Source organism: Caulobacter segnis ATCC 21756, from assembly GCF_000092285.1.
In the GTDB taxonomy this organism is placed as follows: domain Bacteria; phylum Pseudomonadota; class Alphaproteobacteria; order Caulobacterales; family Caulobacteraceae; genus Caulobacter; species Caulobacter segnis.
In genome coordinates, this window is the sequence record NC_014100.1 from 4,039,926 (window position 1) to 4,063,030 (window position 23,105).

A 23,105-nucleotide genomic window follows, 5' to 3' on the forward strand; every position below is an offset into this window, starting at 1 on the left:
CTTAGACGAATGCCTCGGACAACCTGAAGTCCAGGCGCTGACGCACGCCCGGCCAGTCATAATCGGTGATCGAGAACACCGCCGTGTCGCGCACATGGCCGGTCCAGGTGATCTTGTGATTACGCAGCACGCCTTCCTTGGTCGCGCCCAGTTTCTGGATGGCCGCCTGGCTGCGCGCGTTGCGCACGTCGGTGACCAGCTCGACGCGGATCGCACCGCAGTCGAAGGCGTGCGCCAGCAACAGGCGCTTGCTTTCCGGATTGATCGGGCCGGACCGCGCCTCGGGGTTGAGGAAGGTCGAGCCGATCTCCAGCCCGCAGTGGACGCGGCGGATGTTCAGGTAGCTGGAGGTGCCGACCACCTTGCCGTCCGACAGGCGGCGAATGGCGAAGCCGATGCGCTCGCCCCGGTCCGTCTCGCCCTGCAGCGCGCCCCAGAAGTCGTCGAAACCCTCGCCGCAGCCGTTGACCGACATGATCTCCCAGCTTTCGGGATCGCAGTCGACGGCGGCCTTCAGCTCGTCGCGGTGATCGACGGTGACGGGTTCGAGCCGGACGTGGCGGCCCTGCAGGATGTCGGCGGTCAGGTTCAGCATGTCGTCGTTGTCCGACAGGTGGCGGCCGAACACAACCCGCGGCCCCTCAACTTAAGCCATCGCGCGCCGACCTGCCCGCTTGCCGCGCGCGGAATGGCGGTCTACAAATGCTTCAAACAAGTGTTTGACACAAGCCGAGCGGGCAGAGGGAACGCCATGGACTTCGACATCTCCCCCAAGCAAAGGGTCTTCCTGGATCGCGTCACCGCGTTCATGGACGAGCACGTCTATCCGGCGATCCCGGCCTACGAGGCCGAGATGAACGTCCTGGGCGCGGAGCGCTGGAAGGTCGTCCAAGTGCTGGAAGAGCTGAAGAAGAAGGCCAAGGCCGAGGGGCTGTGGAATTTCTTCATGCCGCCCCACAGCGGCCAGACCCATGTCGACGACACCTTCCAGTTCGAAGGCGAGCAGCTGACGAACCTGGAGTACAGCCTGATCGCCGAGCACATGGGCAAGGTCGGCTTCGCCTCGGAGGTCTTCAACTGCTCGGCGCCCGACACCGGCAACATGGAAGTGCTGATGCGCTACGGCACGCTGGCGCAGAAGGAGCGTTGGCTGCGTCCGCTGATGAACGGCGAGATCCGTTCGGCCTTCCTGATGACCGAGCCGGCGGTGGCCAGCTCGGACGCCACCAACATCGAGACCCGCATCGAGCGCGACGGCGACGACTATGTGATCAACGGCCGCAAGTGGTGGAGCTCGGGCGTCGGCGATCCACGCTGCAAGGTGGCGATCGTGATGGGCAAGACCGATCCGACCGCCTCGCCCCACAGCCAGCAGAGCCAGGTGCTCGTGCCGCTGGACGCGCCAGGGATCGAGATCGTCCGTATGCTGCCGGTGTTCGGCTATGACGACGCTCCGCACGGCCACGCCGAGGTCATCCTCAAGGACGTCCGCGTCCCGGTCGAGGAGGGTCTGCTGCTGGGCGAGGGCCGCGGCTTCGAGATCGCCCAGGGGCGCCTGGGCCCCGGCCGCATCCACCACTGCATGCGCACGATCGGCGCGGCCGAGGTGGCGCTGGAGAAGATGATCAAGCGCCTGATGACCCGAAAGGCGTTCGGCAAGTACCTGTCCGACCACTCGGTCTGGGAGCAGCGCATCGCCGAGGCCCGCATCGACATCGAGATGTGCCGCCTGCTGTGCCTGAAGGCCGCCGACATGATGGACAAGGCCGGCAACAAGTCGGCCCGCCTCGAGATCGCGATGATCAAGGTCGCCGCGCCGCGCATCGCCCTCAAGGTCATCGACGACGCCATCCAGGCCCACGGCGGCGCGGGCGTCACCACCGACTTTGGTCTGGCCAAGCTGTACGCCGGCATCCGCACCCTGCGCCTGGCCGACGGCCCGGACGAGGTCCACTGCCGCACCATCGCCCGCATGGAAATGTCGAAGTACGGCGACCTCGCCTACAAGCAGAAGGCCGAACGCGACGCGGCCCTGCACGTGCCGGGGATTAGGTAGAAGGCGTCGAGATGCTCCCCCGCGATGCGGGGGAGCTGTCGCGGAGCGACTGAGGGGGCTAATGCGGCATAGGTCCAGCTAGCCCCCTCCGGCCCGCCGGGCCACCTCCCCCGCATCGCGGGGGAGGAACTTTGGCCGCAAAATCCGGGCGGACAGCGTCGCCGCGGCAGGCGATCATCGCCTCATGACCCACCCTGTCCGCCTCTTCCTCGACCGCGCGCCCTCGCCGATCGGCGAGATCCTGATTGTCACCGACGAGACCGGCCTGTTGCGCGCCGTCGATTTCCACGATTTCGAGCCGCGTCTACGACGCCTGCTGGGCCTGCACTACGGCGCCTTGCCGCTGGAGGACGGCGCCGCGCCCGCCGAGACCAAGGCCGCTTTCGCGCGCTACTTCGCCGGCGACATCTCCGCCCTGACAGACCTGCCCTGGGACACCGGCGGCACGCCGTTCCAGCGCGCGGTCTGGCGCGCCCTGGCCGCGATCCCGCCGGGCGAAACGGTCACCTATTCAGAGCTCGCGCGCCGCGTGGAGCGTCCCGCCGCGATCCGCGCCGTCGGAGCGGCCAACGGCGCCAATCCGTTGAGCCTCGTCGCGCCCTGCCACCGGGTGATCGGGATGAGCGGCGCGCTCACCGGCTACGCCGGCGGCGTCGAGCGCAAGCGCTGGCTGCTGGCCCACGAGGGCGTTGTTCAGGCGAAGCCCATGCCCCTGGCCACGTAGCGGCCGACATTGAAGAACGGCAGGCTCAGCGTGATCCCGATCAGGGCGTTGAAGACGATCGATCCGGCGTTGAAACGCCCGGCCGCACCGTCCATCGCCGCCGACAGCGCCCGCGCCGCCGCCGCGCCCAGCCAGCCGATCGCCAGCACCATCGCCATGGCCGCGCCCAGCCTGGGTTGATAGCCCAGATACAGCGCCGCGATCCCGTGCGAGGCGATCAGCATGCCGCCGAACGCGCGCCCCTCGGCGAACAGCGGCGACTTGGGCGTCTCCTCGTCGGCCAGCCCGGCGAGGCCGATCATCGTCTGCGGCCGCGCCAGGATCATGCCGCCCAGGGCGCCGCCGATGACGCAGGCCACCACCGCCAGAAACAGGGACAGGACGTAGCTGGACATCGGCTCTCCTAGAGCGGTTCCGTCAGGCGGGCGCGTGGCAGACGGCCTCGACGTTTCGACCGTCCGGGTCAAGAACGAAAGCGGCGTAATAATTGGGATGATAGTGAGGCCGAACGCCCGGCGCGCCGTTGTCGATCCCGCCCGCCGCCAGAGCCGCGGCGTGGAAGGCGTTCACCTGGCCCCGATCGGCGGCCAGGAAGGCCACGTGCATGGGGCCGGTCACGGCCTGGCCCTCGCTGACCCAGAAGCTCGGCTTGCCCGCCTGGATGTCGCGGCGATCGGCGTTGGGGCCATAGCCGATGAAGGCCGAGCTGCCGGTCTCCTCGGCGCTGACGCTCATCACCACGCCGATCCCCAGCGGCGCGAAAGCCGCGTCGTAGAACGCCTTCGAGGCCTGGAGATCCCTGACCGTCACACCCATATGGTCGATCATTGAAACCGCTCCCGTTCACCGCGCCGAAAAAACTTCACTCAGGGCGTCCTTGACTCCCCGGAGGCCGGCGCCTAACTGACGCTCGTCGTTAGCACTCGGAGGGAGCGACTGCTAACAGCACCGCTCCCCCTGCTGACGAAGCCATTAATTCAAACCGTTCCGACGGAGAACCACAATGAAGTTTCGTCCCCTGGGCGACCGCGTCCTCGTGAAGCGCGTCGAAGAAGAAACCAAGACCAAGGGCGGGATCATCATTCCCGACACGGCGAAGGAAAAGCCTCAAGAAGGCGAAGTCGTCGCGGTCGGTCCGGGCGCTCGCAACGACAAGGGCGAAGTCGTCGCCCTGGACGTCAAGGCTGGCGACCGCATCCTGTTCGGCAAGTGGTCGGGCACCGAAGTGAAGGTCGACGGTCAGGACCTCCTGATCATGAAGGAAAGCGACGTCCTGGGCGTGGTCGAGGCTTAAGGCCTCCCCGCTCTCCAGCGCTTTCTCCACCTAACCTCTTTCTAGAAAGGCACCGAAAATGGCCGCCAAAGACGTCTATTTCTCCTCCGACGCGCGCGACAAGATGCTGCGCGGCGTCAACATCCTCGCCAACGCGGTGAAGGTGACCCTGGGCCCGAAGGGCCGCAACGTCGTCATCGAAAAGTCGTTCGGCGCTCCGCGCACGACCAAGGACGGCGTCTCGGTCGCCAAGGAAATCGAACTGGCTGACAAGTTCGAGAACCTCGGCGCGCAGATGATCCGCGAAGTCGCGAGCAAGACCAACGACAAGGCCGGCGACGGCACCACGACCGCCACGGTCCTGGCCCAAGCCATCGTCCAAGAAGGCCTCAAGTCGGTCGCCGCCGGCATGAACCCGATGGACCTGAAGCGCGGCATCGACAAGGCCGTGCTGGTCGCCGTCGAGGAAATCAAGAAGTCCTCGAAGAAGGTCACCACCAACGCTGAAATCGCTCAGGTCGGCACCATCTCGGCCAACGGCGACAAGGAAGTCGGCGAGATGATCGCCAAGGCGATGGACAAGGTCGGCAACGAAGGCGTCATCACCGTCGAAGAAGCCAAGACCGCCGAGACCGAACTCGACGTCGTCGAAGGCATGCAGTTCGACCGCGGCTACCTGTCGCCGTACTTCATCACCAACGCCGACAAGATGGAAGTTCAGCTGGAAGAGCCGCTGATCCTCCTGTTCGAAAAGAAGCTGTCGTCGCTGCAGCCGCTGCTGCCGGTGCTGGAAGCCGTCGTCCAGTCGGGCCGTCCGCTGCTGATCATCGCTGAAGACGTCGAAGGCGAGGCCCTGGCCACGCTGGTCGTCAACAAGCTGCGTGGCGGCCTGCGCGTCGCCGCCGTCAAGGCTCCGGGCTTCGGCGACCGCCGCAAGGCCATGCTGGAAGACATCGCCATCCTGACCGGCGCCCAAGTCGTCAGCGAAGACCTCGGCATCAAGCTCGAGAGCGTCACGCTCGACATGCTGGGTCGCGCCAAGAAGGTCTCGATCACCAAGGACGACACCACGATCGTGGACGGCATTGGCGAGAAGGAAGCGATCGAGGCCCGCATCAGCCAGATCAAGCGCCAGATCGAAGAGACCACGTCGGACTACGACAAGGAAAAGCTGCAAGAGCGTCTGGCCAAGCTGGCCGGCGGCGTCGCGGTCATCCGCGTCGGCGGCTCGACCGAAGTCGAAGTGAAGGAAAAGAAGGACCGCGTTGACGACGCCCTGAACGCGACCCGCGCGGCCGCCGACGAAGGCATCGTCCCGGGTGGCGGCACGGCTCTGCTGAAGGCCTCCAAGGCCCTGGCTGGCCTGGTCGGCGAAAACGACGACCAAACCGCCGGCATCGCGATCGTCCGTCGCGCCCTGCAATCGCCGATCCGCCAGATCGCCGAGAACGCCGGCGTCGAAGGCTCGATCGTGGTCGGCAAGATCCTGGAAAGCGACAGCGCCTCGTTCGGCTTCAACGCCCAGACCGAGCAATATGTCGACCTGGTGACCGACGGCGTCATCGACCCGGCCAAGGTCGTCCGCACCGCTCTGCAGAACGCCGCTTCGGTGGCCGGCCTGCTGATCACGACGGAAGCCGCGATCGTCGAAGCCCCCAAGAAGGGCGGCGGCGCTCCGGCCGGCGGCGGCATGCCGGGCGGCATGGGCGACATGGACTTCTAAGAGAAGTCCATAAAGTCGCCCATTCTCCAAAGAGATCTGGATCGGCCGAGCCGATCCAGAGCGGCGACATGGACTTCTAAGAAAGCCTGTCAGCCAAGCGCTGAAACGGATGAGGGCGGGGCCGAAAGGCTCCGCCCTTTTTCTATCCACCGCCTATCCACCGGAATCCTTGGTGAATGCGAAAACGCACGCATCCAATCGCCCCCGTCGGCGTTAGGCTACGGCTTCGCTAGCATGGAGGCTGTGATGTCGTTCGTGCGTGAGTACCCCGCCCCGCGTCGTAAACGCGCTCCGCGGCCCCCCCTGAGTATCGTCGTTCTGGGTCTTTCGGCTTGGTTGGTGCTGGGCTTGCTAAGCCAGGCGGCCTTCCAGCTTATCGGCTGACCGGCGGCTAAAGACCCTTACAGTTCCGGGCGGAACGCCCTAAGTGCTGCGACATGTTCCGCCAGCGCCCTGACGCCGATCTGATCGTTCAAGGCTGGGTCATCGGCGTCATGGTCGAGGTCCCGGGCGAGCGCGCGCCCGTCCGTCACTACTTCGCCGTCGGCAAGGCCGATCGGGCCCAGGCCGAATGGGCCGCGACAGACCTCGCCCAGACCGAAGGCGCGATCGCCTCCAGCCCCGTGAATGGCCAAGAGCCCGTCGAGGCGATGCGCGAGATCGTCGCCTACCGGATGCGGGATCTGGGCCTGAAGTCCGGCGAGGCGCGGCGGCTCGGCGACAAGTACCCGCGCCGCTGGTTGTTCTGACGGGCTCTTTCAGAGCGTTTCGACCGGGCAATCGCCCCGCCAAAATCTCCCGCTAGAGCGGGGCATGCCTCAGCTCTTCTCCGCCAATCGCCGTCGCGTCCTGACCCTGGCCGCCCTGGCGCCCGCCGTGGCCCTGCCCGTTCCCGCGCACGCCGACGCCCTGGTCCTGACGCCGCAGGTCACCCAGGGTCCCTACTGGTTCGATCCCAAGCTGCTGCGCTCGGACATCACCGAGGGCCGCCCCGGCGTGCCCGCGCGCGTGCGGATGACGGTCCTCGACCAGGCCGGCGCGCCGATCCGGGGGGCGCGGGTCGAGATCTGGCACTGCGACGCCTCGGGCCTCTACTCGGGCTACGAGGGCCAGGGCGACGATCTGAAGACCGGGACCAAGGGCCAGACCTTCCTGCGCGGCGGCCAGCTGACGGATCAAGGCGGCGTGGCGACGTTCCGCACCATCTGGCCGGGCTGGTACGAAGGCCGCACGCCGCACATCCACGCCAAGGTGTTCCTCGACGCCCGCACCGCCCTGACCTGCCAGCTGTTCGTGCCCGACGCGCTCAGCGAATATCTCTACGAGAACGTCCCGGCCTACAAACGCCCCCGCAAGCGCGACACCCTCAACAGCAACGACGGCATCGCCCTGCAAGGCGGCGAGGCCATGGTCGCGGCGGTCAGGGAGGGCAAGGACGCCTACGAGATCGCGCTGACGGTCGCCATCGACCCCCGCGCCGACTGGAAGGACAAGGGCTTTGGTCCGGACCGCACCGGGGGCTCTGCCGGAGGACCTCCGCCTGGGCCGCCGCCCGGCGGCATGGGACCGCCCGGCGGACCGCCGCGCGCGAACGCCCTGACCGGCGAGGCGCGGCTGAAAGCGATCATCCCGGGCCTCTAGGATGTTCCCCCTTGGCGCGGCCGCCGGTTTGAGGCCATGCTCCGCGCCAAACGGACGTTCGAACGCCGCGCGAGGGGAAGAGCATGAACAGGATGAGGCTGGCCGCCATGGGTCTGGCGGCGATGTTGACGATGGGCGCGGCGGCCTGCGCGCAGACGACGCCCGCCCCCACGACGCCGAACGACTACGCCAAGACCGACAACTGGCTGTGCCTGCCTGGGCGCCAGGACGCCTGCGCCTCGGACCAGACGACGACCATCGTCGAAGCCGACGGCAAGACCGCGGTCGAGCCGTTCAAGGCGGCGGCGGCGCCGGCCTATGACTGCTTCTACGTCTATCCCACCGTCTCGACCGACTCCGGCGGCAACAGCGACATGATCATCGACCCGGCCGAGCGCCGCGTCGTCGACCAGCAGCTGGCGCGCTTTGGGTCCAAGTGCCGGGTGTTCGCGCCGATGTATCGCCAGGTCACGTTGGCCGCGCTGCGCACGGCGATGTTGGGCGGTCGCTCGCCCGGCGACGGCGAGCTGGCCTACGCCGACGTCCGCGACGCCTGGCGCTGGTACCTCGCCAACGAGAACAAAGGCCGGGGCGTGGTCCTGATCGGCCACAGCCAGGGCTCGCGCATCCTGCTGAGCCTGCTGAAGAACGAGATCGACGGCCAGCCGGCCCAGAAGCAGATGATCTCGGCGCTGGTGTTGGGCATGAACACCCCGGTGGATGCGGCGGGCAACTACGGCTCGATCCCGCTGTGCACGAAGGCTGACCAGGCGGGGTGCCTCGTGACCTACGTCTCGTTCCGCGCCACCAGCCCGCCGCCGGCCAACAGTCGCTTTGGCAAGACCGATCCCGAAGGGCGTCGCGCCGGCTGCGTGAACCCCGCCGCCCTGCTGGCCGGCAAGGCCTCTTCCGACGAGGCCCCCCTGCACGCCTATCTCAGCAGCAAGGGCTTCGGCGCCGTCGAGGGACAGGCGCCAAAACCGTTCGCCAAGGACCTCAAGGTGACGACGCCGTTCGTCTCCATGCCCGGCCTGCTGTCGGCGCGCTGCGTCAGCGACGGCGAGTTCACCTACCTGGCGGTCAAGGTCAACGCCGATCCGGCCGACCCGCGCGCCGACGAGATCGGCGGCGATATCTCGGTCGCGGGCGTGATCCTGAAAGATTGGGGCCTTCACCTGATCGACGTGAACCTGGCCATGGGCGACTTGGTCGCGCTGGTCGATCGGCAGGCCGCGGCCTACGGCGCAAAGTAGCGCGGGCGAAATCCTCCCCCTCGCGGGGGAGGTGTCCGCGAAGCGGGCGGAGGGGAAGAAACCGGGTAGCCCGACCTTCCCCCTCCGGCCTTCGGCCGCCTCCCCCACGGGGGAGGATTGATTACTTCGGTCCCGACACAGCCTTGAACACCGTGGTCCCGAGCAGCAGCAGGATCACGAAGCCGATCAGGAACAGGAAGAACAGGATCTTGGCGACGCCCGCCGCCGCGCCGGCGACGCCGGTGAAGCCCAAGGCGCCGGCGACGATCGCGACGATGGCGAGAATGATGGCCCATTTGAGCATGACGGTTTCCCTCCGCGGGCGCCCAAACGGCGCCGTTGTAAAATCAACGCCCCTTCACCGCGCGGCGTTCCTTGTCTTCGCCGCCCGAGGCCGGTAACCCAGTCGCCATGGCCTCCAAGCCCGAAAGCCCGACCGAACCCTTCAAGCGCGCGCTGGCCCACGCGGCCCGTTCGCTCGCCGAGACGCCTGACCTTGAGGTCGTGTTCTCGGGGGATGGTCCGCAGCTCCTGGGCAATCGCGCCGTGCTGCCGCACCCGCCGCGCGACCTGTCGGGCAAGGAAGCCGCGCGCATTCGGGGCCTGGCCGACCAGATGGCCCTGCGCCTGGCGCACCACGACCCCGTCGCCCACGCCCGCGCCCGCCCCGCCTCGCCCGACGGCCAGGCGGCGTTCGAGTCGATCGAGCAGGCGCGGCTGGAAGCCATCGGCGCCAACGCCCTGGGCGGCGTGCGCGCCAACCTGACCGCCGCCCTCGAGACCCGCTTGGAGAAGCAGGGCCTGACCCGCGCGGTCGCCACCGACACCCAGTCCGCCCCGATGGCCGAGATCCTTGGCCTGTTGGTTCGCGAGCGCCTGACCGGCGACGCCCCGCCGGACGGCGCCAAGGCGCTGGTCGATATCCTGCGCGCCGACATCGAGGCCCGCGCCGGCAAGGACCTCGACCGCCTGGCCGCCGCCATCGGCGACCAAGCCGCCTTCGCCCGCGTCAGCCGCGACATCCTTCGCGACCTCGACCTGGGCGAGGAAATGGCCGACGCCACCGAAAGCGCCGACGAGGACGACGGCGAGGAGGACGACTCCCCGACCGAGGGCGACGACAACGAGCAGGGCGAGGGCGAAGGCGAACAGCCCGAGGGCTCCTCGCCGCAGGAGAGCGAAGCTTCCGACCGCGAGTCCGAGGCCGGCGACGAGGAGATGGTCCAGTCGGATCAGGACGGCGAGGTCGAGGAGACCGACGAGGCGCCCGACATGGGCGACGGCGCCAAGCCCGCGCGTCCCGATCCCGGTCAGGCCCAGGGCGGCGAGCCGCTCTACAAGATCTTCACGACCGAGTTCGACGAGATCGTCCAGGCCGAGGACCTGTGCGACGCCGAGGAGCTGACGCGCCTGCGGACCTATCTGGACCAGCAGCTGTCGGCGCTCTCCAGCGTGGTCTCGCGCCTGGCCAACAAGCTGCAGCGCCGCCTGCTGGCCCAGCAGAACCGCGCCTGGACCTTCGATCTCGAGGAAGGGATGCTGGACGTCGCCCGCCTGACGCGGGTGATCATCGACCCGACCGCGCCGCTGTCCTTCAAGCAGGAGGAGGACCAGGAGTTCCGCGACACGGTCGTGACCCTGCTGATCGACAATTCCGGCTCGATGCGCGGGCGGCCGATCATGGTGGCGGCGATCTGCGCCGACATCTTGGCCCGCACCCTGGAGCGCTGCGGCGTCAAGACCGAGGTGCTGGGCTTCACCACCCGCGCCTGGAAGGGCGGCTCCAGCCGCGACGCCTGGATCAAGGCCGGCAAGCCGGCCGCGCCGGGCCGCCTGAACGACCTTCGCCACATCGTCTACAAGGCCGCCGACGCGCCTTGGCGGCGGGCGCGCAAGAACCTGGGCCTGATGATGCGCGAGGGGCTCCTGAAGGAGAACATCGACGGCGAGGCCCTGATGTGGGCGCACCAGCGCCTGGTCGGCCGGCCCGAAGCTCGCCGCATTCTGATGGTGATCTCCGACGGCGCGCCGGTGGACGACAGCACCCTGAGCGTGAATTCGGGTCACTATCTGGAGCGCCACTTGCGCCAGGTCATCGCCGAGATCGAGGGCAAGAGTCCCGTCGAACTGATCGCCATCGGCATCGGCCACGACGTCACGCGCTACTACCGCCGCGCCGTCACCATCGTCGACGTCGAGCAGTTGGGCGGCGTTCTGGTCGAGCAGCTGGCGGCCCTCTTCGAGGAAGAGCCGCGCCAGATCGCCCGGGCGCGCGGCCTGCTGGCGCCGCTGCCGGTCGTGACGCCCCAGGCGGCCAAGCCCGCCAGGACGCCCGCGTGAGGGCTCGCCTTGCGCTGACCCTGGCGCTGGCCGGCGGCCTGGTCGCCGGCTGCGCCGAGCACGCCGCGCCGCCGCCCGTCATCCCGGCCGCACCGGTCAAGGCCGGCCCAGAGATCACCGTCGTCGCCACGCCGATCCCGATGGACGAGGCCGATCCGACCAAGGTCACGGCCGAGGGCGGCTTCACCTATGCCGGCGGCCTGGTGCTGACCAGCTCAGACACGACCCGGCTGCACGGCCTGTCGGACCTGCGCATCGGCGCGGGCGACGTGCTGACGGCGATCAGCGACGAGGGCGAGGTCTTCGAGGCCAAGATCCAGTTGGACACGGCCGGACGTCTGGCCGGCCTGACCGGCGGCAAGCTGTTTCCCCTGACCGGCCTTGATGGCCGCCCCCTGCAGGGCAAGCGCAACGCCGACGCCGAAGGCCTGGCGGTCATGCCCAATGGAGACCGCCTGGTCAGCTTCGAGGGCGACCACCGCATCTGGCTCTATCCGACCCAGGCCGACGGTGGCTGGGGGACGCCCCGCGCTGTCCCCAAGCCCGCGACCATCCTTCCCGAGAACGAAGGCATGGAAGCGCTGACGGCCTACCCGGCCGCCGGTCCCGACGCCTATCTGGTCGGCGGGGAAGAGGGCGAGGTCTGGCTGTGCCGGCTCTCGGCCGACTGCAAGTCGCTGCCGCCCCAGTCGGGACCCGACTTCACCTGGGGCCTGACCGCCTTCGCGCCGTTCCAGGGAACGGCCGTGGCCACGCTGCACCGCGGCTATGATCCGATCCGCGGCTGGCGCGCCATCGTGCGCTTCATCTCGGACCCGACCTTGCCGCTCGCCCGCCAACGCACCGCCGCCTCGTTGCGCATCGACGGCGCGATGCCGCGCGACAATTTCGAGGGGCTGGCGCTGTCGGGTTCGCCCTCCGGCGCGATCCGGATCTACGTGCTCTCTGACGACGGCGCGGTCAGCGCCAAGCAGCGCACCCTGCTGTTGGCGTTCGACTGGAAGCCGCCCCCTCCGCCGCCGCCCGCTCCGGCCGCGCCGCCCCGGAAGCCCGTCCGCAAGCGCTGAGCCTTCGCGCTCGCACACCTTAACGGAAATCAACCAAGTCACTGAAATCGTTTCGTTGGCAACGATATGGTACCGCTAACATTTTTTCGCCCGAATGGCGTTTTCGCACTTGCAGCGGACAACGTTGTCAGTCATTCCTAGCTTGACGGTCGATGAGGCGAGAACCCACGGGCCGTCAGAGGAACGCGCCGGGAGGCGGTTGAACCCAACCTCCTTTCCGGGACTATCAACATGATCCGTCTGCTCGTTATCGCCGTCAGCGCCCTGATGGCCACCACCGCCGCCACCTCGGCCAGCGCCGGCGAAATCACCATCAAGGTGCGCGGCCGTCCGACCGCCGAGGTCCACGCCGAAATCATCCAGGCCGCCAAGCAGCTGTGCCAGGAAGACCTCGCCGGCAACCCCGCCGCCAGCGACCTGGCCCCCTACTGCGTGCGCGAGATCACCCGCGACGCCGTGGCCCGCACCAACAGCCCCGAGCTCGCCGCCTTCAACAAGGCCCAGGCTCGCTCCGTCTACGCGATGCGCGTCGCGCTCCGCTAGGCAAACCAAGAGGCCCGCGAGCCGTAGCGCTCGCGGGTCTTTTTTTACGTTCAACGATTTGCGACCTCGGCGACACCATGCCGACCCATTTTAGGGTGCGCCGCAACATTATCGTTGATCACCCAACAGAACGTCGCTATATCGGCAAGGACGGATCCAACGGGCGAAAGACCTAGGCGACCGTCAGAGGAACGCGTCTGGAGGTGGTTGCGCACAACCCCCTTTCGGAACATCGACATGATCCGCTCCATCGTTCTGGCCGCTTCGGCCATCGCCCTGGCCATCGCCGCTCCGGCCTCGGCTGCTGAAATGCGCGTCAAGGTCGCCGGCAAGTCGGCCGCCGAAGTCCGCGCCGAAATCGTCAAGGCGGCCTCGACCGTCTGCTGGCAAGACATCCGCGGCGAAGCCCTCGCCGGCTACATGTACCCGGCCTGCATCCGCGCCTCGGTCAACGAAGCCGTCGCGAAGATCAACAACCCGGCTCTGAGCGCTTACAACGCCTCGAACCCGGCCTCGACCGTTTCGCGCTAAGCGCCAAAAAGTTTAGTACCGCGTTCCAGTACCCCGCGTAACAGTACCGAGCTTTACAAACCCGCCGCGGCCCAAGCCGCGGCGGGTTTTGTTTTCAGGCCTCGCTGCGCGCCCGGACTTCGGCCAAGATCTGGTCGACCAGTAGCGCGCCGTCCTCCCACACGGTCACCATGGCGTCGCGCCAGCCGGGTTCAGGCGCTTGCCCCTCGGCGAGCGCGACGGTGCGATACGTCCCCGCTTCGTCGACCAGCAGCGTCAGTCGACCGGCCTTCGACTTCTTGCCGGGATCGGTCGCCGGATCCTTGCTGACGTCGATCCAACGGCCGTCGACCTTGGCGGCCGAGCACTTCAGCGCGAACCTTTGCGTGTCACGGTCCAACTGCTGTAGCAGGCCGCCGCCCATGCCGAAGGCCAGGTTTTCGGCGCTGAAGCCGTCGGCGACGATGCGATCGAGGATCGCCGCGATGCTGACCGGATTGACCCCGTCGCCCTGGATCACCCGGACGTGGTTCAGCACCTTGTAGCCCTTGCCGTTGACCGTGGACCCGAAGGTCTCATCCAGGATCTCCAGGGTCTTGGCGACGACCGTGACGGGGTCGCCCGAGTCGGGCCGGACCACCAGGGTGGCGCCGCTGTCGATCACCGCCTGGCGCAAGGCCCCGCCCCAGAGGTCACGAACCGCGTGGAACAGGTCGTAGCTGTCCGACACCACCGAGAACAGCGCGCCCGGCTTGCCAAAGCGCGTGAGCATGTTGCGGTAGGCCTCGACCTCATTGGGCCGACCCCAGCTGGTGATGGTGCTGTGCTCGGCGGCGGGGATCGAGAAGGCCGCCATCGGCTCGCCGTACCAGGCGCGGCCGGCCAGCACGGCGCTCAGGGTGTCGCTGCCTTGGAAGTTCACCAGATGCGCCAGCCCGCCCAGGGCCGCCGACTCCTGGCTGGAGACGCCCCGCGCGCCGAAGTCGTGCAGCTTGAACGGCAGCTCGGTCGCGGCGTTGTCGCTGGTCTTCTCCAGCGCCGCGCGGAGCGTCTGCTTCACATGCCAGCTGATCGTGGCGACCGTGATCGGATACCAGACCCGCAGCAGCAGGGTCTCCAGGTAGGACGGCAGCCAGAAGCACTCCGGATCGGTGTTCTCGATCGTCATCAGCGCCTGGTGCGTGGGCACGACCGCGCCCTCGGGCACGGCGCGGATGCGCACCGGCAGGCGTCCGCCGTGGACATCGACGATCCGGCGCCAGCCGGCCTCGTTGAATGGCTCGCCGTGGACGGCCAGAAGCGCAGCGGCCTCGTCGACCATCTCGTGGGTGACCGGCCTGCCCAGCCGGCTCTTGAGGATCGCCTGCAGGCCGAAGAAGACCGTCCGGTCATAGCGCCCGCCCCGGCTTTCCACATACGAGAAGGCCGCGGTCGTGTTGGGCGGGTATTGCAGCCAGTGGCTGGCTTTGTAGCTGTCGGTGTCCAGGATCAGGTTGTCGAACATCGCGGAAGCTCCTTCGCGCGGACCAAGGCCGCGCCGTCTGTCGGCGCGGAGAAACAGGCGGGGACGGCTCAGGCGCCGCCGACGAAATGCTCAAGGATGTGGAAGTGGTCTTCGAAGAACTGCTCCTCCATCAGCAATGCTTCGCCCAGCGGGATCCAGCGAACCCGATCGGCGTCATCGGCCGCGCGAATCTTGGGCAGGTCGCCGGTCGGGAAGTCGAAGTAGAAGGCGTGGGTGATCGTGCGGCCGCGCAAGGAGCGCCCTGGATAGTCAAAGACCTGCTGGCCCTTGATCGATCCGCGCAACACCGCGGGCGGAACCTTCAGGCGCGTCTCTTCCTGCAGCTCGCGGATCGCCGCGTCCCGCACGGTCTCGCCCTGCTCGACGAAGCCGCCCGGCAAAGCCCACAGCCCCTTGCCCGGCTCGGCGCGGCGGCGGACCAGAAGCACGTGGCCTGAGTGCACGACCACTGCGTCGGCGGTGACGAAGGTGGGCGGATAGGGCGCGGCGGCCCAGCTCTGGCGATAGGCCCGCATGAAGGCGTCCTCGCGCGCGAGCTGGGCGTAGGCGGGCGAGCCGGCGCGGAAGGCCTCCAGCATGCCGAACACCCCGGGCGGCGTGTTGGCCTCCACCAGGCGCAGGGCGCCGGCCTCGCCGGAGAACAACCAGGCGCGCAGCTCGGTGGCCGAGAGCACGTCGGTGTGCTGGACATCGACCAGCGGCCATTGCGGGAAGGCGGCGAGATACGCGCCGGTCGCGCCGTCCTTGTCTCGACCGATCAGCCCGACCGTGGCGTCGGGCGCGGCTCCGTCGGCCTCCAGCACCTCTGCGACCAGTCGCTGGACGTCGGCCACCCAGACGGTTTCGTTGTAGAGCCGGTCACGGAGCGGCCGGATCAGCAGACGCTCGGCCTGGTCTTCCGCCGCGGCGCGGATCATCACGGCGCGCTCGCCGACATTGAAGGGATTGCGGGTGGTGCGGGGCTGCCCGGCGCTGCCGATCAGGACAATGACCTTGCCCGCCAGCCGCAGCGCATGCCGCAGCACGCTGAGATGGCCGTTGTGGAACGGCTGGAAACGCCCGATCAGGACGAGATAGTCGTAGCGCATGAGGCTCCCTCACGCTGGGTTGCGTCGCCGGTCTATCCAGCGACACCCTTATGCTAGTTTTGAGCATAAGTGCCGTCAACCGGAAATCGCGACACCCCGACCACGACGAAAAGCCCGCCGGGAATGATCCCGGCGGGCTTTCAAATCGTCAGCCTAGAAGGGCCGTCAGCCTTAGCGGCCTAGAGCCTTAAGCAGCCTGAGCGGCGGCCTTGGCCTTGGCCTTCACCTGGGCCTTGATCTTCAGGGCGCGCGGCGACAGCTGCTCGTCCTTGGCGCCCAGCAGGAAGGTGTCCAGGCCGCCCTTGAAGTCCAGGGTGCGCAGGGCCGCGTTGCTGATGCGCAGCTTGAAGCTCTGGCCCAGCGACTCCGACTGGAGCGTGGCGGGCGACAGGGCCGGCAGGAAGCGGCGCTTGGTCTTGATGTTCGAGTGGCTCACATTGTGGCCGACCATCGGACCGATACCGGTAAGTTCGCAACGGCGCGACATGGTGGTTACCTTGGCTTGGGCGAAGCCCCGCCCCTTGAGAAGAGCCTGGCCCGCTAAGATATGAATTCGGACACGCGATCCGGACGAGCTGGCCGCGCGAGAGCGGGCGATATAGGCGAAGGCCGCCCCCTGAGTCAAGGCGGGCCTGGCCGTTTGTTGACGCTCGCGAGGGAACCCACCGCCTCACGTCCGCCTTCAAGCACGGTTCATCTGGCTCTCTATATATGGGGCCGTATGAAGGAGACACGCCGTATGCGTTCGAGCGCCCTCGCCGCTTCCGTTCTGGCCCTGGCGGCCGCCACCCCTCTGGCCGCGTCCAGCCAGGTCCGCCAAGCCACGACCGCCCCGGCGGCGCGAACGATTCTGCCCGGTCACTGGGAATACGACTATCGGGTCGGCCCGATCCCGGCCGGCAGCGAGAGCAAATGCCTCAAGCCCGCCGACGTCGAGCAGTTCTCGCGCGGCATCTGCACCCGCAAGTACCGCTGCGACTACACGACCAACGTCGTCTCCAACGGCAAGATCAAGCTGAAGGGCACTTGGACCGATAAGAAGGACCGCGTGGCGCCGGTGACGGCCGACGGCTCGTACACGCCCGAGAGCTTCACGCTGAACATCCACATGAAGACGATCAACGGCCTGCCGCTAGCGGGCGTGATGACCGCCAAGCGCGTCTCGGCCGAATGCCCCGCCGAACAGGCGACGAAGTAGCCGTATGGCAAAGCTTCGTTTGTGGTTAACGCGAATTGAGATACAATAGATTGTAGGGAACAAACACTGAATCGGCGAACGTCGCTGATTCGGTCATGATTCGTTTCGCCCCTGTTCGGCTAAGGGTTAGCCGGCGTTAAGGGGTGGGCGACGGCGAGCATTTCCCTTCACCGCATCAGCGCACGACCTTCCCTCTCCCCTCGCGGGAGAGGGTGGCCCGCGAAGCGGGTCGGGTGAGGGTTTGAAGATGGCGTCAGCCGTGGCGATGGGCTCCAGCCACTCAAGCCGATGAGATTATAGCCCCCTCATCCGTCGCTTTCGGCGACACCTTCTCCCGCAAGGGGAGAAGGAACTCGCGCCCCCCGCGGCGGCGCGACCGAGAACTCCAGGTCGAACAGGGTCGGGACCGCGTCGGTCTTGGCCTTTTCCAGCGTCAGCAGCCGGGCCTTGGTGGTCGAGCCGCCGGGCGCCGAGAACCCGCCGATGCCGCCCGAAGCGGACAGCACCCGGTGACAGGGCACCACGATCGGCCAGGGGTTCTCGCCGAGCGCCTTGCCTACGGCCCGGGCCGCGCCCGGCTCGCCCATGGCCTTGGCGACCTCGCCATAGGTCGAGGTCTCGCCCGGCGCGATGGCCCGGGCGATCTCGTAGACTCGCAGATTGAAGGCGGACTGGCCGCCGAGATCCAACGGCACGTCGGCCAGATCGTCGCGCCCGCCCGACAGCAGGTCGCGGATCCGATCGATCACCGCCTCGACCTCGGGCGGAGGCTCGGACTCGACGGCCTCGGGGAAACGCCGCCGCAGCCGCGCCCAGGCCGCGCCGGGCGTGCTCTCGGGCAACTGCAAGCCGATCAGGCCGCTCGCCCCCCAAGCGAGGCCGCAGCGCCCGATGCTGGTGTCGAAAAGGGCGAAACCCTGGGTCGGCATGGGGAAAAAGTAGCAGGCCTGTTGCCGCTGGCGAAGAACCGCCCATACGATTTCCGAGATTTGCCGTCGGAGATCGCCCTTGCGCCGCCTCGCTCTCGCCGCCCTGCTCGCCGTGACGTCACTTTCGACGATCCCCTTCTCCATGGCATGGGCCGGCGACCTCCTGATCCACGGCGGCCCGATCCACACCGGCGTCGACGCCGCGCCGACCGCCCAGGCGGTGCTGATCCGGGACGACAAGATCCTGTTCGTCGGCGACCTGGCCGCCGCCAAGGCCAAGGCGGCCAAGGACGTCCGCGACATCGACCTGAAGGGCGCGGCCGCCTATCCGGGCTTCGTCGACGCCCACGCGCACCTGACCGGCATCGGCCTGCGCGAGCTGACGCTCAATCTCGACCAGGTGAAGTCGGTGGCCGAGCTGGTCGCCGCCGTGAAGGCCTACGCCGCCGCCCATCCCGAAGGCGCGATCTACGGCCGCGGCTGGATCGAGACCCACTGGCCCGAGAAGCGCTTCCCGACCAAGGCCGATCTCGACGCCGCCGCGCCGGGCCGGATCGTGGTGCTGGGCCGCTCGGACGGCCACGCCAGCGTCGCCTCCAGCGCCGCTCTCGCCAAGGCCGGGATCACCGCGGCGACCCCCGCCCCGGCCGGCGGCCAGATCCTGAAGGGCGCCGACGGCCAGCCCGACGGCATGCTGATCGACCACGCCCAAAGCCTGGTGAAGGACGTCATCCCGCCCCCCAGCGAAACCCTCAAGCGCGAAGCCCTACGCAAGGCTGGCCAGCTCTACGCCTCGCGCGGGTGGACGGGCCTTGGGAACATGAGCGTCATGGCCGACGACCTGGCCTTGCTGCGCGACGAGGCCGCCAAGGGCGCCTTCCACATCCGGGTCGACAACTACATGGACCCCAGCGGCGCGGCCGAGGTCCTGGCCAAGGGACCGCAGACCGACGCCACGGGCCTGATCCGCGTACGCGGGATCAAGCTCTACATGGACGGCGCCCTGGGCTCGCGCGGCGCGGCGCTCCTTGAACCCTACAGCGATGCTGAGGGGCTTGGCCTGCAGCTGACCCAACGCGACCAGGGCCTGGCCCTGATGAAGAAGGCCAAGGCGGTCAGCGCTCAGGTCGCCATGCACGCCATCGGCGACCGCGGTAACCGCATGACCCTGGACTGGTTCGAGGAAGCCCTGGCGGGGGATACGAAGGCCCGCTGGCGCATCGAGCACGCCCAGATCGTCGCCGACACCGACCTGCCGCGTTTCGCCAAGCTGGGCGTCATCGCCTCGATGCAGCCCAGCCACGCGATCGGCGACCTCTATTTCGCCCCGGCGCGCCTGGGCAAGGATCGCCTGCACGAAGGCTATCGCTGGAACGACTTCCTGAAGGCCGGCGTGGTGGTCGCGGCGGGGTCCGACGCCCCCGTCGAGGTGGGCGATCCGCGCATCGAATTCTACGCCGCTGTTTACCGTCATTCGCTGGACGGGTTCGCCAACGCCGACTGGCATCTGGAAGAGGCCGTGACCCGCGCCGAGGCGCTGAAGATGCTGACCCTGGCGCCGGCCTACGCCGCCTTCCGCGAGAAGGAGCTGGGCACGCTGGAAGCCGGAAAAAAGGCGGACCTGACGGCCTTCGACCAGGACCTGATGACCATCGAACCCAAGGCGATCCTGACCGCTCAGCCGGTGCTCACGGTGGTGGACGGAAAGGTGGCGTTCGCGCGCTGAAGCGCTTCATCCACAGGCGCGCGAAAAAGGTTCACATCCGGGGTGGGAATTAAGGATCCCTGGTTACGCGGTAGAAACCAGGGTTTTCCAAAAAGTGCGGACCGATGTGAGCCAACCCTAGGGTTTAGCGATGGACCTTACCGAAGAAGCGCACGCGCACGCCCGGATCTATGACGAGCTGGTCGACGCCGTTGCCGACAAGCGCCAAGTCGACGCCGCCAAGCTGCGCGCCGACCGTCAATGCACCACGGGCCAGTGGCTGCATGGACCGCTCCAGCAGCGCTGGGCCGGCAACCACACCTATCTGAACTGCGTAGAAGCCCACCGCGAGTTCCACCAGGCCGCTTTCGAGGTGGCTGAGCTGATCAACCGCGGCGAATACGCCGAGGCCAATCGCCGGCTACGCAACGGCAATCGCCTGTCGATGGCCACCTCGGGCCTGAACACCGCCTTCCGCCGCCTGCGCGTGGCGCTGGATACGGTTACGGCCTAGCCGATCTTTGGAAGGGCGGCGCTCGCTGGCGCTTGCCCCTCCACGATTCCCGCCCCACTTTCGCTCCATGAGTGACCGTTCGACCGGCCTGGCCCCTTCGAAGCTGACCGCGGTCCTGGGGCCCACCAACACCGGCAAGACGCACCTGGCCGTCGAGCGGATGCTGGGTCACGCCTCGGGCATGATCGGCCTGCCGCTGCGCCTGCTGGCGCGGGAGATTTACGACCGTGTCGTCAAGCTGCGCGGCAAAGCCAGCGTCGCCCTGATCACCGGCGAGGAGAAGATCGTCCCGGCCCGCGCGGCCTATTTCGTCTGCACGGTCGAGGCCATGCCGCTGGCGCGGGAGGTCGAGTTCCTGGCCGTCGACGAGATCCAGCTGTGCGCCGATCCCGAGCGCGGCCATATCTTCACCCACCGCCTGCTGCACGCACGCGGCAAGTTCGAGACGATGTTCCTGGGCGCCGGGACCATGGCCCCGCTGGTCCGCCGCCTGCTGCCCGACGCCGAGATCGTCAGCCGCGAGCGGTTCTCCAACCTCTCCTACGCCGGCTCCAAGAAGCTGACCCGCCTGCCTCGGCGTACGGCGATCGTCGCCTTCTCCACCGATGCGGTCTACGCGATCGCCGAGCTGATCCGGCGCCAAAGGGGTGGCGCGGCCGTGGTCATGGGCTCTCTGTCCCCCCGCACCCGCAACGCTCAGGTGGCGCTTTATCAGTCCGGCGAGGTCGACTTCCTGGTCGCCACCGACGCGATCGGCATGGGCCTGAACATGGACGTCGACCACGTCGCCTTCGCCGGCCTGCGCAAGTTCGACGGCAAGCGGACCCGCTGGCTCTACCCGCAGGAGGTCGGCCAGATCGCCGGCCGCGCCGGCCGCTACACCCGCGACGGCACCTTCGGCGTCACCAGCGACTGCGAGGAGATCGACGAGGACCTGGTCGAGGCCGTGGAGAGCCACACCTTCGAGCCGATCGTCGCCGCCGAGTGGCGCAACGCCCGTCTCGACTTTAGCTCCCTGCCGGGCCTGCTGCGCTCCCTGGCCGAGACGCCTCAGCGCGGGGGACTCAAGCTGTCCGACGAGGCGCTGGACGAGCGCACCCTGCGCGCCCTCGCCAAGGACGAAGACGTCATCAAGCGCTGCAAGGCCGACCGCTCGGCCCTGATCCGCCTGTGGGAAGTCTGCCAGACGCCGGACTTCCGCAAGACCACCGATGACGACCACCAGCGCATGGCGCGCACCCTGTTCGACGACTTGACCACGGGCCGCAAGCGCCTGCCGGAAGACTGGGTCAACGCCCAGTTCAAGGCGCTGGACCGCACCGACGGCGAGATCGACAGCCTGGCCGCGCGCCTGTCGGGCGTGCGCACGCTCAGCTACATCGCCAACCGCCCGGACTGGGTGGCCAATCCCGCCCACTGGCAGGGCCTGACCCGTCAGCTCGAGGACCGCATCAGCGACACCCTGCACGAGAAGCTGATGGCCCGGTTCATCGACCGCCGCACCAGCGCGCTGATGAAACAGTTGGGCGAGCGCGAGACGCTCTATGCGGGCGTCGGTCAGGACGGCGAGGTGACGGTCGAGGGCCATGTGGTCGGCCATCTGTCGGGCGTGGCCTTCACCCCGGCCAAGGGCGCCTCGCCGCTGGAGGAGAAGGCCCTGCGCAACGCCGCCCAGCGCGCGGTCGGCCCCGAGATCGCCCGTCGCCTGGGCGTCCTGGCCAGCGAGGCCGACGACGCCTTCGCCCTGACGCCCGACGGCATGATCCTGTGGCGCGGCGAGGCGGCCGGGGCGGTGCGCCGCGACCTGCCCTTGCTGTCGCCCCGCGCGCGCCTGCTGGGCGAGCTGGGCCCCGCCGCCGTGCGCGAGCGAGCCGAGCGGCGGCTGGACGCCTTCCTGGCCTCCGAGGTCGACCGGCATCTGGCGCCGCTGCGCAAGCTGGAGCGGGCCCTGGCCGGCGGCGAGCTGAGGGGCCTGCCGCGCGGCATCGCCCACCGCCTGCTGGAAGCCGGCGGCGTCCTGGACAAGCGCCCGGTCGATCCCGAGCTGAAAGCCCTCAGCCAGGCCGAGCGCCGCACGCTGAAGAGCCTGGGCGTCCGGATCGGCGCCTTCAGCCTCTATAGCCCCAGCGTGCTGCGGGCCGAGGCGGTCGCCTGCGCGCGGGCCCTCAGCCCTTCGGGCTGGCGCGGGGCCCTGACCACGCTGGAGAAGCTGCCCTCGCCCGAGCCCAGCGCCCGCGAGCTGTCGGCCAGCGGTCTGCGGGCCGTGGCCGGCTTCAGCATCCCGGTCGAACAGCTCGAGACGTTGGACGCCCTGCTGCGCGCCGAGCAGCGCCCGGGCGGCGTCATCCTGACCGACGCGGCGCTGGAGAAGCTGGGCTGGACCGCCGCCCAGGCCTCGACCGTGCTGCGCGCCCTTGACTACACCCCCGCCATCCGCGCCAAGCCCGACCAGCCGATCGTCTGGAAGCGCCGGGGCGCGGCCAAGCTGGAGCAGAAGCCGGTCAAGGCGCGGCCGGACTCGCCGTTCGCGGCCCTGGCCAAGCTGACCGAACCACCGCCCGCGCCCGCGCGCCGCAAGCGCCCTCGCCGCCGTAAACCCGCCCCGCCCAAGCTGGCCGCCTCGTGAGCGACGCCGCGTCCTCGAACGACGCCGCCCGCGCCGACGTCTGGCTTTGGCGCGCGCGTTTCTTCAAGACCCGCTCGCTCGCGGCGAAGTTCGTCGACGAAGGCCGCATCCGCCTGACCCGCGCCGGCGCCGAAAGCCGCATCGACAAGCCTTCGCGGACCGTCAAGCCGGGTGATGTCCTGGTGTTCGGCCTGGCCGGGCGCCTGATCGCGATCCGCGTGCTCGATTGCGGCGAACGCCGGGGCCCGGCGATGGAGGCGCGGGGGTTATATGAGGCTGTAGAGGGGTAGACGGCTAGATCCTCCCCCGCGATGCGGGGGAGGTGGCCCAGAGGGTCGGAGGGGGCAGCTCGGCCTATGCCGCATTTGCCCCCTCAGTCGCTCCGCGACA

Annotated in this window: 24 protein-coding genes; 16 read left to right on the forward strand and 8 right to left on the reverse strand. The window is 68.5% G+C overall.

Going from position 1 to position 23,105, the window contains the following annotated elements:
• Position 1: 1 nt before the first annotated feature.
• On the reverse strand, positions 2-595 hold the full coding sequence (locus tag CSEG_RS18490; RefSeq protein ID WP_041538753.1) for a GNAT family N-acetyltransferase: 594 nt from the start codon (positions 593-595) through the stop codon (positions 2-4).
• Positions 596-751: 156 nt separating this feature from the next.
• On the opposite strand from CSEG_RS18490, the gene CSEG_RS18495 reads away from it, so the two are divergent.
• The gene (locus tag CSEG_RS18495; protein ID WP_013080756.1) at positions 752-2,056 is read left to right on the forward strand and encodes an acyl-CoA dehydrogenase family protein; all 1,305 of its coding nucleotides are present in this window, start codon (positions 752-754) and stop codon (positions 2,054-2,056) included.
• A gap of 184 nt (positions 2,057-2,240) precedes the next feature.
• Positions 2,241-2,780, forward strand: coding sequence for a methylated-DNA--[protein]-cysteine S-methyltransferase (locus CSEG_RS18500; protein ID WP_013080757.1), 540 nt, complete (start codon positions 2,241-2,243; stop codon positions 2,778-2,780).
• Here CSEG_RS18500 and CSEG_RS18505 read toward each other — a convergent pair.
• On the reverse strand, positions 2,750-3,175 hold the full coding sequence (locus tag CSEG_RS18505; RefSeq protein WP_013080758.1) for a DUF4345 family protein: 426 nt from the start codon (positions 3,173-3,175) through the stop codon (positions 2,750-2,752). The two genes, CSEG_RS18500 and CSEG_RS18505, sit on opposite strands and share 31 nt — an antisense overlap.
• 22 nt (positions 3,176-3,197) lie before the next feature.
• Positions 3,198-3,608, reverse strand: coding sequence for a VOC family protein (locus tag CSEG_RS18510; protein WP_013080759.1), 411 nt, complete (start codon positions 3,606-3,608; stop codon positions 3,198-3,200).
• Between the two features lie 175 nt (positions 3,609-3,783).
• On the opposite strand from CSEG_RS18510, the gene groES reads away from it, so the two are divergent.
• The 5 genes from groES (at position 3,784) to CSEG_RS18535 (ending at position 8,670) form a co-directional block, all read left to right on the forward strand.
• A complete protein-coding gene (groES, locus tag CSEG_RS18515; RefSeq protein WP_013080760.1) occupies positions 3,784-4,074 on the forward strand; it encodes a co-chaperone GroES in 291 nt (96 codons plus the stop codon).
• Between the two features lie 58 nt (positions 4,075-4,132).
• On the forward strand, positions 4,133-5,776 hold the full coding sequence (gene groL / locus CSEG_RS18520) for a chaperonin GroEL (protein WP_013080761.1): 1,644 nt from the start codon (positions 4,133-4,135) through the stop codon (positions 5,774-5,776).
• 437 nt (positions 5,777-6,213) lie between these two features.
• Entirely contained in the window at positions 6,214-6,525 is a 312-nt protein-coding gene (locus CSEG_RS18525; RefSeq protein ID WP_013080763.1) for a hypothetical protein, read from the forward strand.
• Between the two features lie 64 nt (positions 6,526-6,589).
• A complete protein-coding gene (locus tag CSEG_RS18530; protein ID WP_013080764.1) occupies positions 6,590-7,417 on the forward strand; it encodes an intradiol ring-cleavage dioxygenase in 828 nt (275 codons plus the stop codon).
• 83 nt (positions 7,418-7,500) lie between these two features.
• Positions 7,501-8,670 carry a DUF3089 domain-containing protein gene (locus CSEG_RS18535; protein ID WP_013080765.1) on the forward strand — a complete coding sequence of 390 codons (1,170 nt, stop codon included), beginning with the start codon at positions 7,501-7,503 and terminating at the stop codon, positions 8,668-8,670.
• A gap of 121 nt (positions 8,671-8,791) precedes the next feature.
• Here CSEG_RS18535 and CSEG_RS18540 read toward each other — a convergent pair whose 3' ends face one another.
• Positions 8,792-8,974: a DUF1328 domain-containing protein gene (locus CSEG_RS18540; RefSeq protein ID WP_013080766.1), complete on the reverse strand. Its 183-nt coding sequence runs from the start codon at positions 8,972-8,974 to the stop codon at positions 8,792-8,794.
• Positions 8,975-9,081: 107 nt separating this feature from the next.
• Between CSEG_RS18540 and cobT the strand changes: the two genes are divergently transcribed.
• From cobT to CSEG_RS18560, 4 genes are all read left to right on the forward strand, one after another.
• Positions 9,082-11,010, forward strand: a complete 1,929-nt coding sequence (cobT, locus tag CSEG_RS18545; protein WP_013080767.1) for a cobaltochelatase subunit CobT — start codon at positions 9,082-9,084, stop codon at positions 11,008-11,010.
• Complete coding sequence (locus CSEG_RS18550) at positions 11,007-12,077, forward strand: esterase-like activity of phytase family protein (RefSeq protein ID WP_013080768.1); 1,071 nt, start codon at positions 11,007-11,009, stop codon at positions 12,075-12,077. The genes cobT and CSEG_RS18550 overlap by 4 nt, the downstream gene beginning before the upstream one ends.
• Before the next feature lie 231 nt (positions 12,078-12,308).
• A complete protein-coding gene (locus CSEG_RS18555; protein ID WP_013080769.1) occupies positions 12,309-12,620 on the forward strand; it encodes a hypothetical protein in 312 nt (103 codons plus the stop codon).
• A gap of 237 nt (positions 12,621-12,857) precedes the next feature.
• On the forward strand, positions 12,858-13,151 hold the full coding sequence (locus CSEG_RS18560; protein WP_013080770.1) for a hypothetical protein: 294 nt from the start codon (positions 12,858-12,860) through the stop codon (positions 13,149-13,151).
• 94 nt (positions 13,152-13,245) lie between these two features.
• Here the strand turns inward: CSEG_RS18560 and CSEG_RS18565 are convergent, their stop codons facing one another.
• The 3 genes from CSEG_RS18565 to rpmB all read right to left on the reverse strand — a co-directional run bounded on the left by CSEG_RS18565 (position 13,246) and on the right by rpmB (position 16,230).
• Positions 13,246-14,634 carry a nicotinate phosphoribosyltransferase gene (locus CSEG_RS18565; RefSeq protein WP_013080771.1) on the reverse strand — a complete coding sequence of 463 codons (1,389 nt, stop codon included), beginning with the start codon at positions 14,632-14,634 and terminating at the stop codon, positions 13,246-13,248.
• A 68-nt stretch (positions 14,635-14,702) separates the two neighbouring features.
• Entirely contained in the window at positions 14,703-15,743 is a 1,041-nt protein-coding gene (locus tag CSEG_RS18570; protein ID WP_013080772.1) for a bifunctional nicotinamide-nucleotide adenylyltransferase/Nudix hydroxylase, read from the reverse strand.
• A 187-nt stretch (positions 15,744-15,930) separates the two neighbouring features.
• Positions 15,931-16,230: a 50S ribosomal protein L28 gene (gene rpmB / locus CSEG_RS18575; protein WP_010918547.1), complete on the reverse strand. Its 300-nt coding sequence runs from the start codon at positions 16,228-16,230 to the stop codon at positions 15,931-15,933.
• Between the two features lie 252 nt (positions 16,231-16,482).
• Between rpmB and CSEG_RS18580 the strand changes: the two genes are divergently transcribed.
• Positions 16,483-16,941: a DUF3617 domain-containing protein gene (locus tag CSEG_RS18580; protein ID WP_013080774.1), complete on the forward strand. Its 459-nt coding sequence runs from the start codon at positions 16,483-16,485 to the stop codon at positions 16,939-16,941.
• Positions 16,942-17,246: 305 nt separating this feature from the next.
• Here CSEG_RS18580 and CSEG_RS18585 read toward each other — a convergent pair whose 3' ends face one another.
• Positions 17,247-17,870 carry a methylated-DNA--[protein]-cysteine S-methyltransferase gene (locus CSEG_RS18585; protein ID WP_013080775.1) on the reverse strand — a complete coding sequence of 208 codons (624 nt, stop codon included), beginning with the start codon at positions 17,868-17,870 and terminating at the stop codon, positions 17,247-17,249.
• 79 nt (positions 17,871-17,949) lie between these two features.
• Between CSEG_RS18585 and CSEG_RS18590 the strand changes: the two genes are divergently transcribed.
• The 4 genes from CSEG_RS18590 (at position 17,950) to CSEG_RS18605 (ending at position 23,005) form a co-directional block, all read left to right on the forward strand.
• Entirely contained in the window at positions 17,950-19,596 is a 1,647-nt protein-coding gene (locus CSEG_RS18590; RefSeq protein ID WP_013080776.1) for an amidohydrolase, read from the forward strand.
• A 130-nt stretch (positions 19,597-19,726) separates the two neighbouring features.
• Entirely contained in the window at positions 19,727-20,089 is a 363-nt protein-coding gene (locus CSEG_RS18595; protein WP_083778426.1) for a CZB domain-containing protein, read from the forward strand.
• Between the two features lie 67 nt (positions 20,090-20,156).
• Positions 20,157-22,715 carry a helicase-related protein gene (locus tag CSEG_RS18600; protein WP_013080777.1) on the forward strand — a complete coding sequence of 853 codons (2,559 nt, stop codon included), beginning with the start codon at positions 20,157-20,159 and terminating at the stop codon, positions 22,713-22,715.
• A complete protein-coding gene (locus CSEG_RS18605; RefSeq protein WP_013080778.1) occupies positions 22,712-23,005 on the forward strand; it encodes an RNA-binding S4 domain-containing protein in 294 nt (97 codons plus the stop codon). Before CSEG_RS18600 ends, CSEG_RS18605 begins: the two co-directional genes overlap by 4 nt.
• The last annotated feature ends 100 nt before the right edge of the window (positions 23,006-23,105 follow it).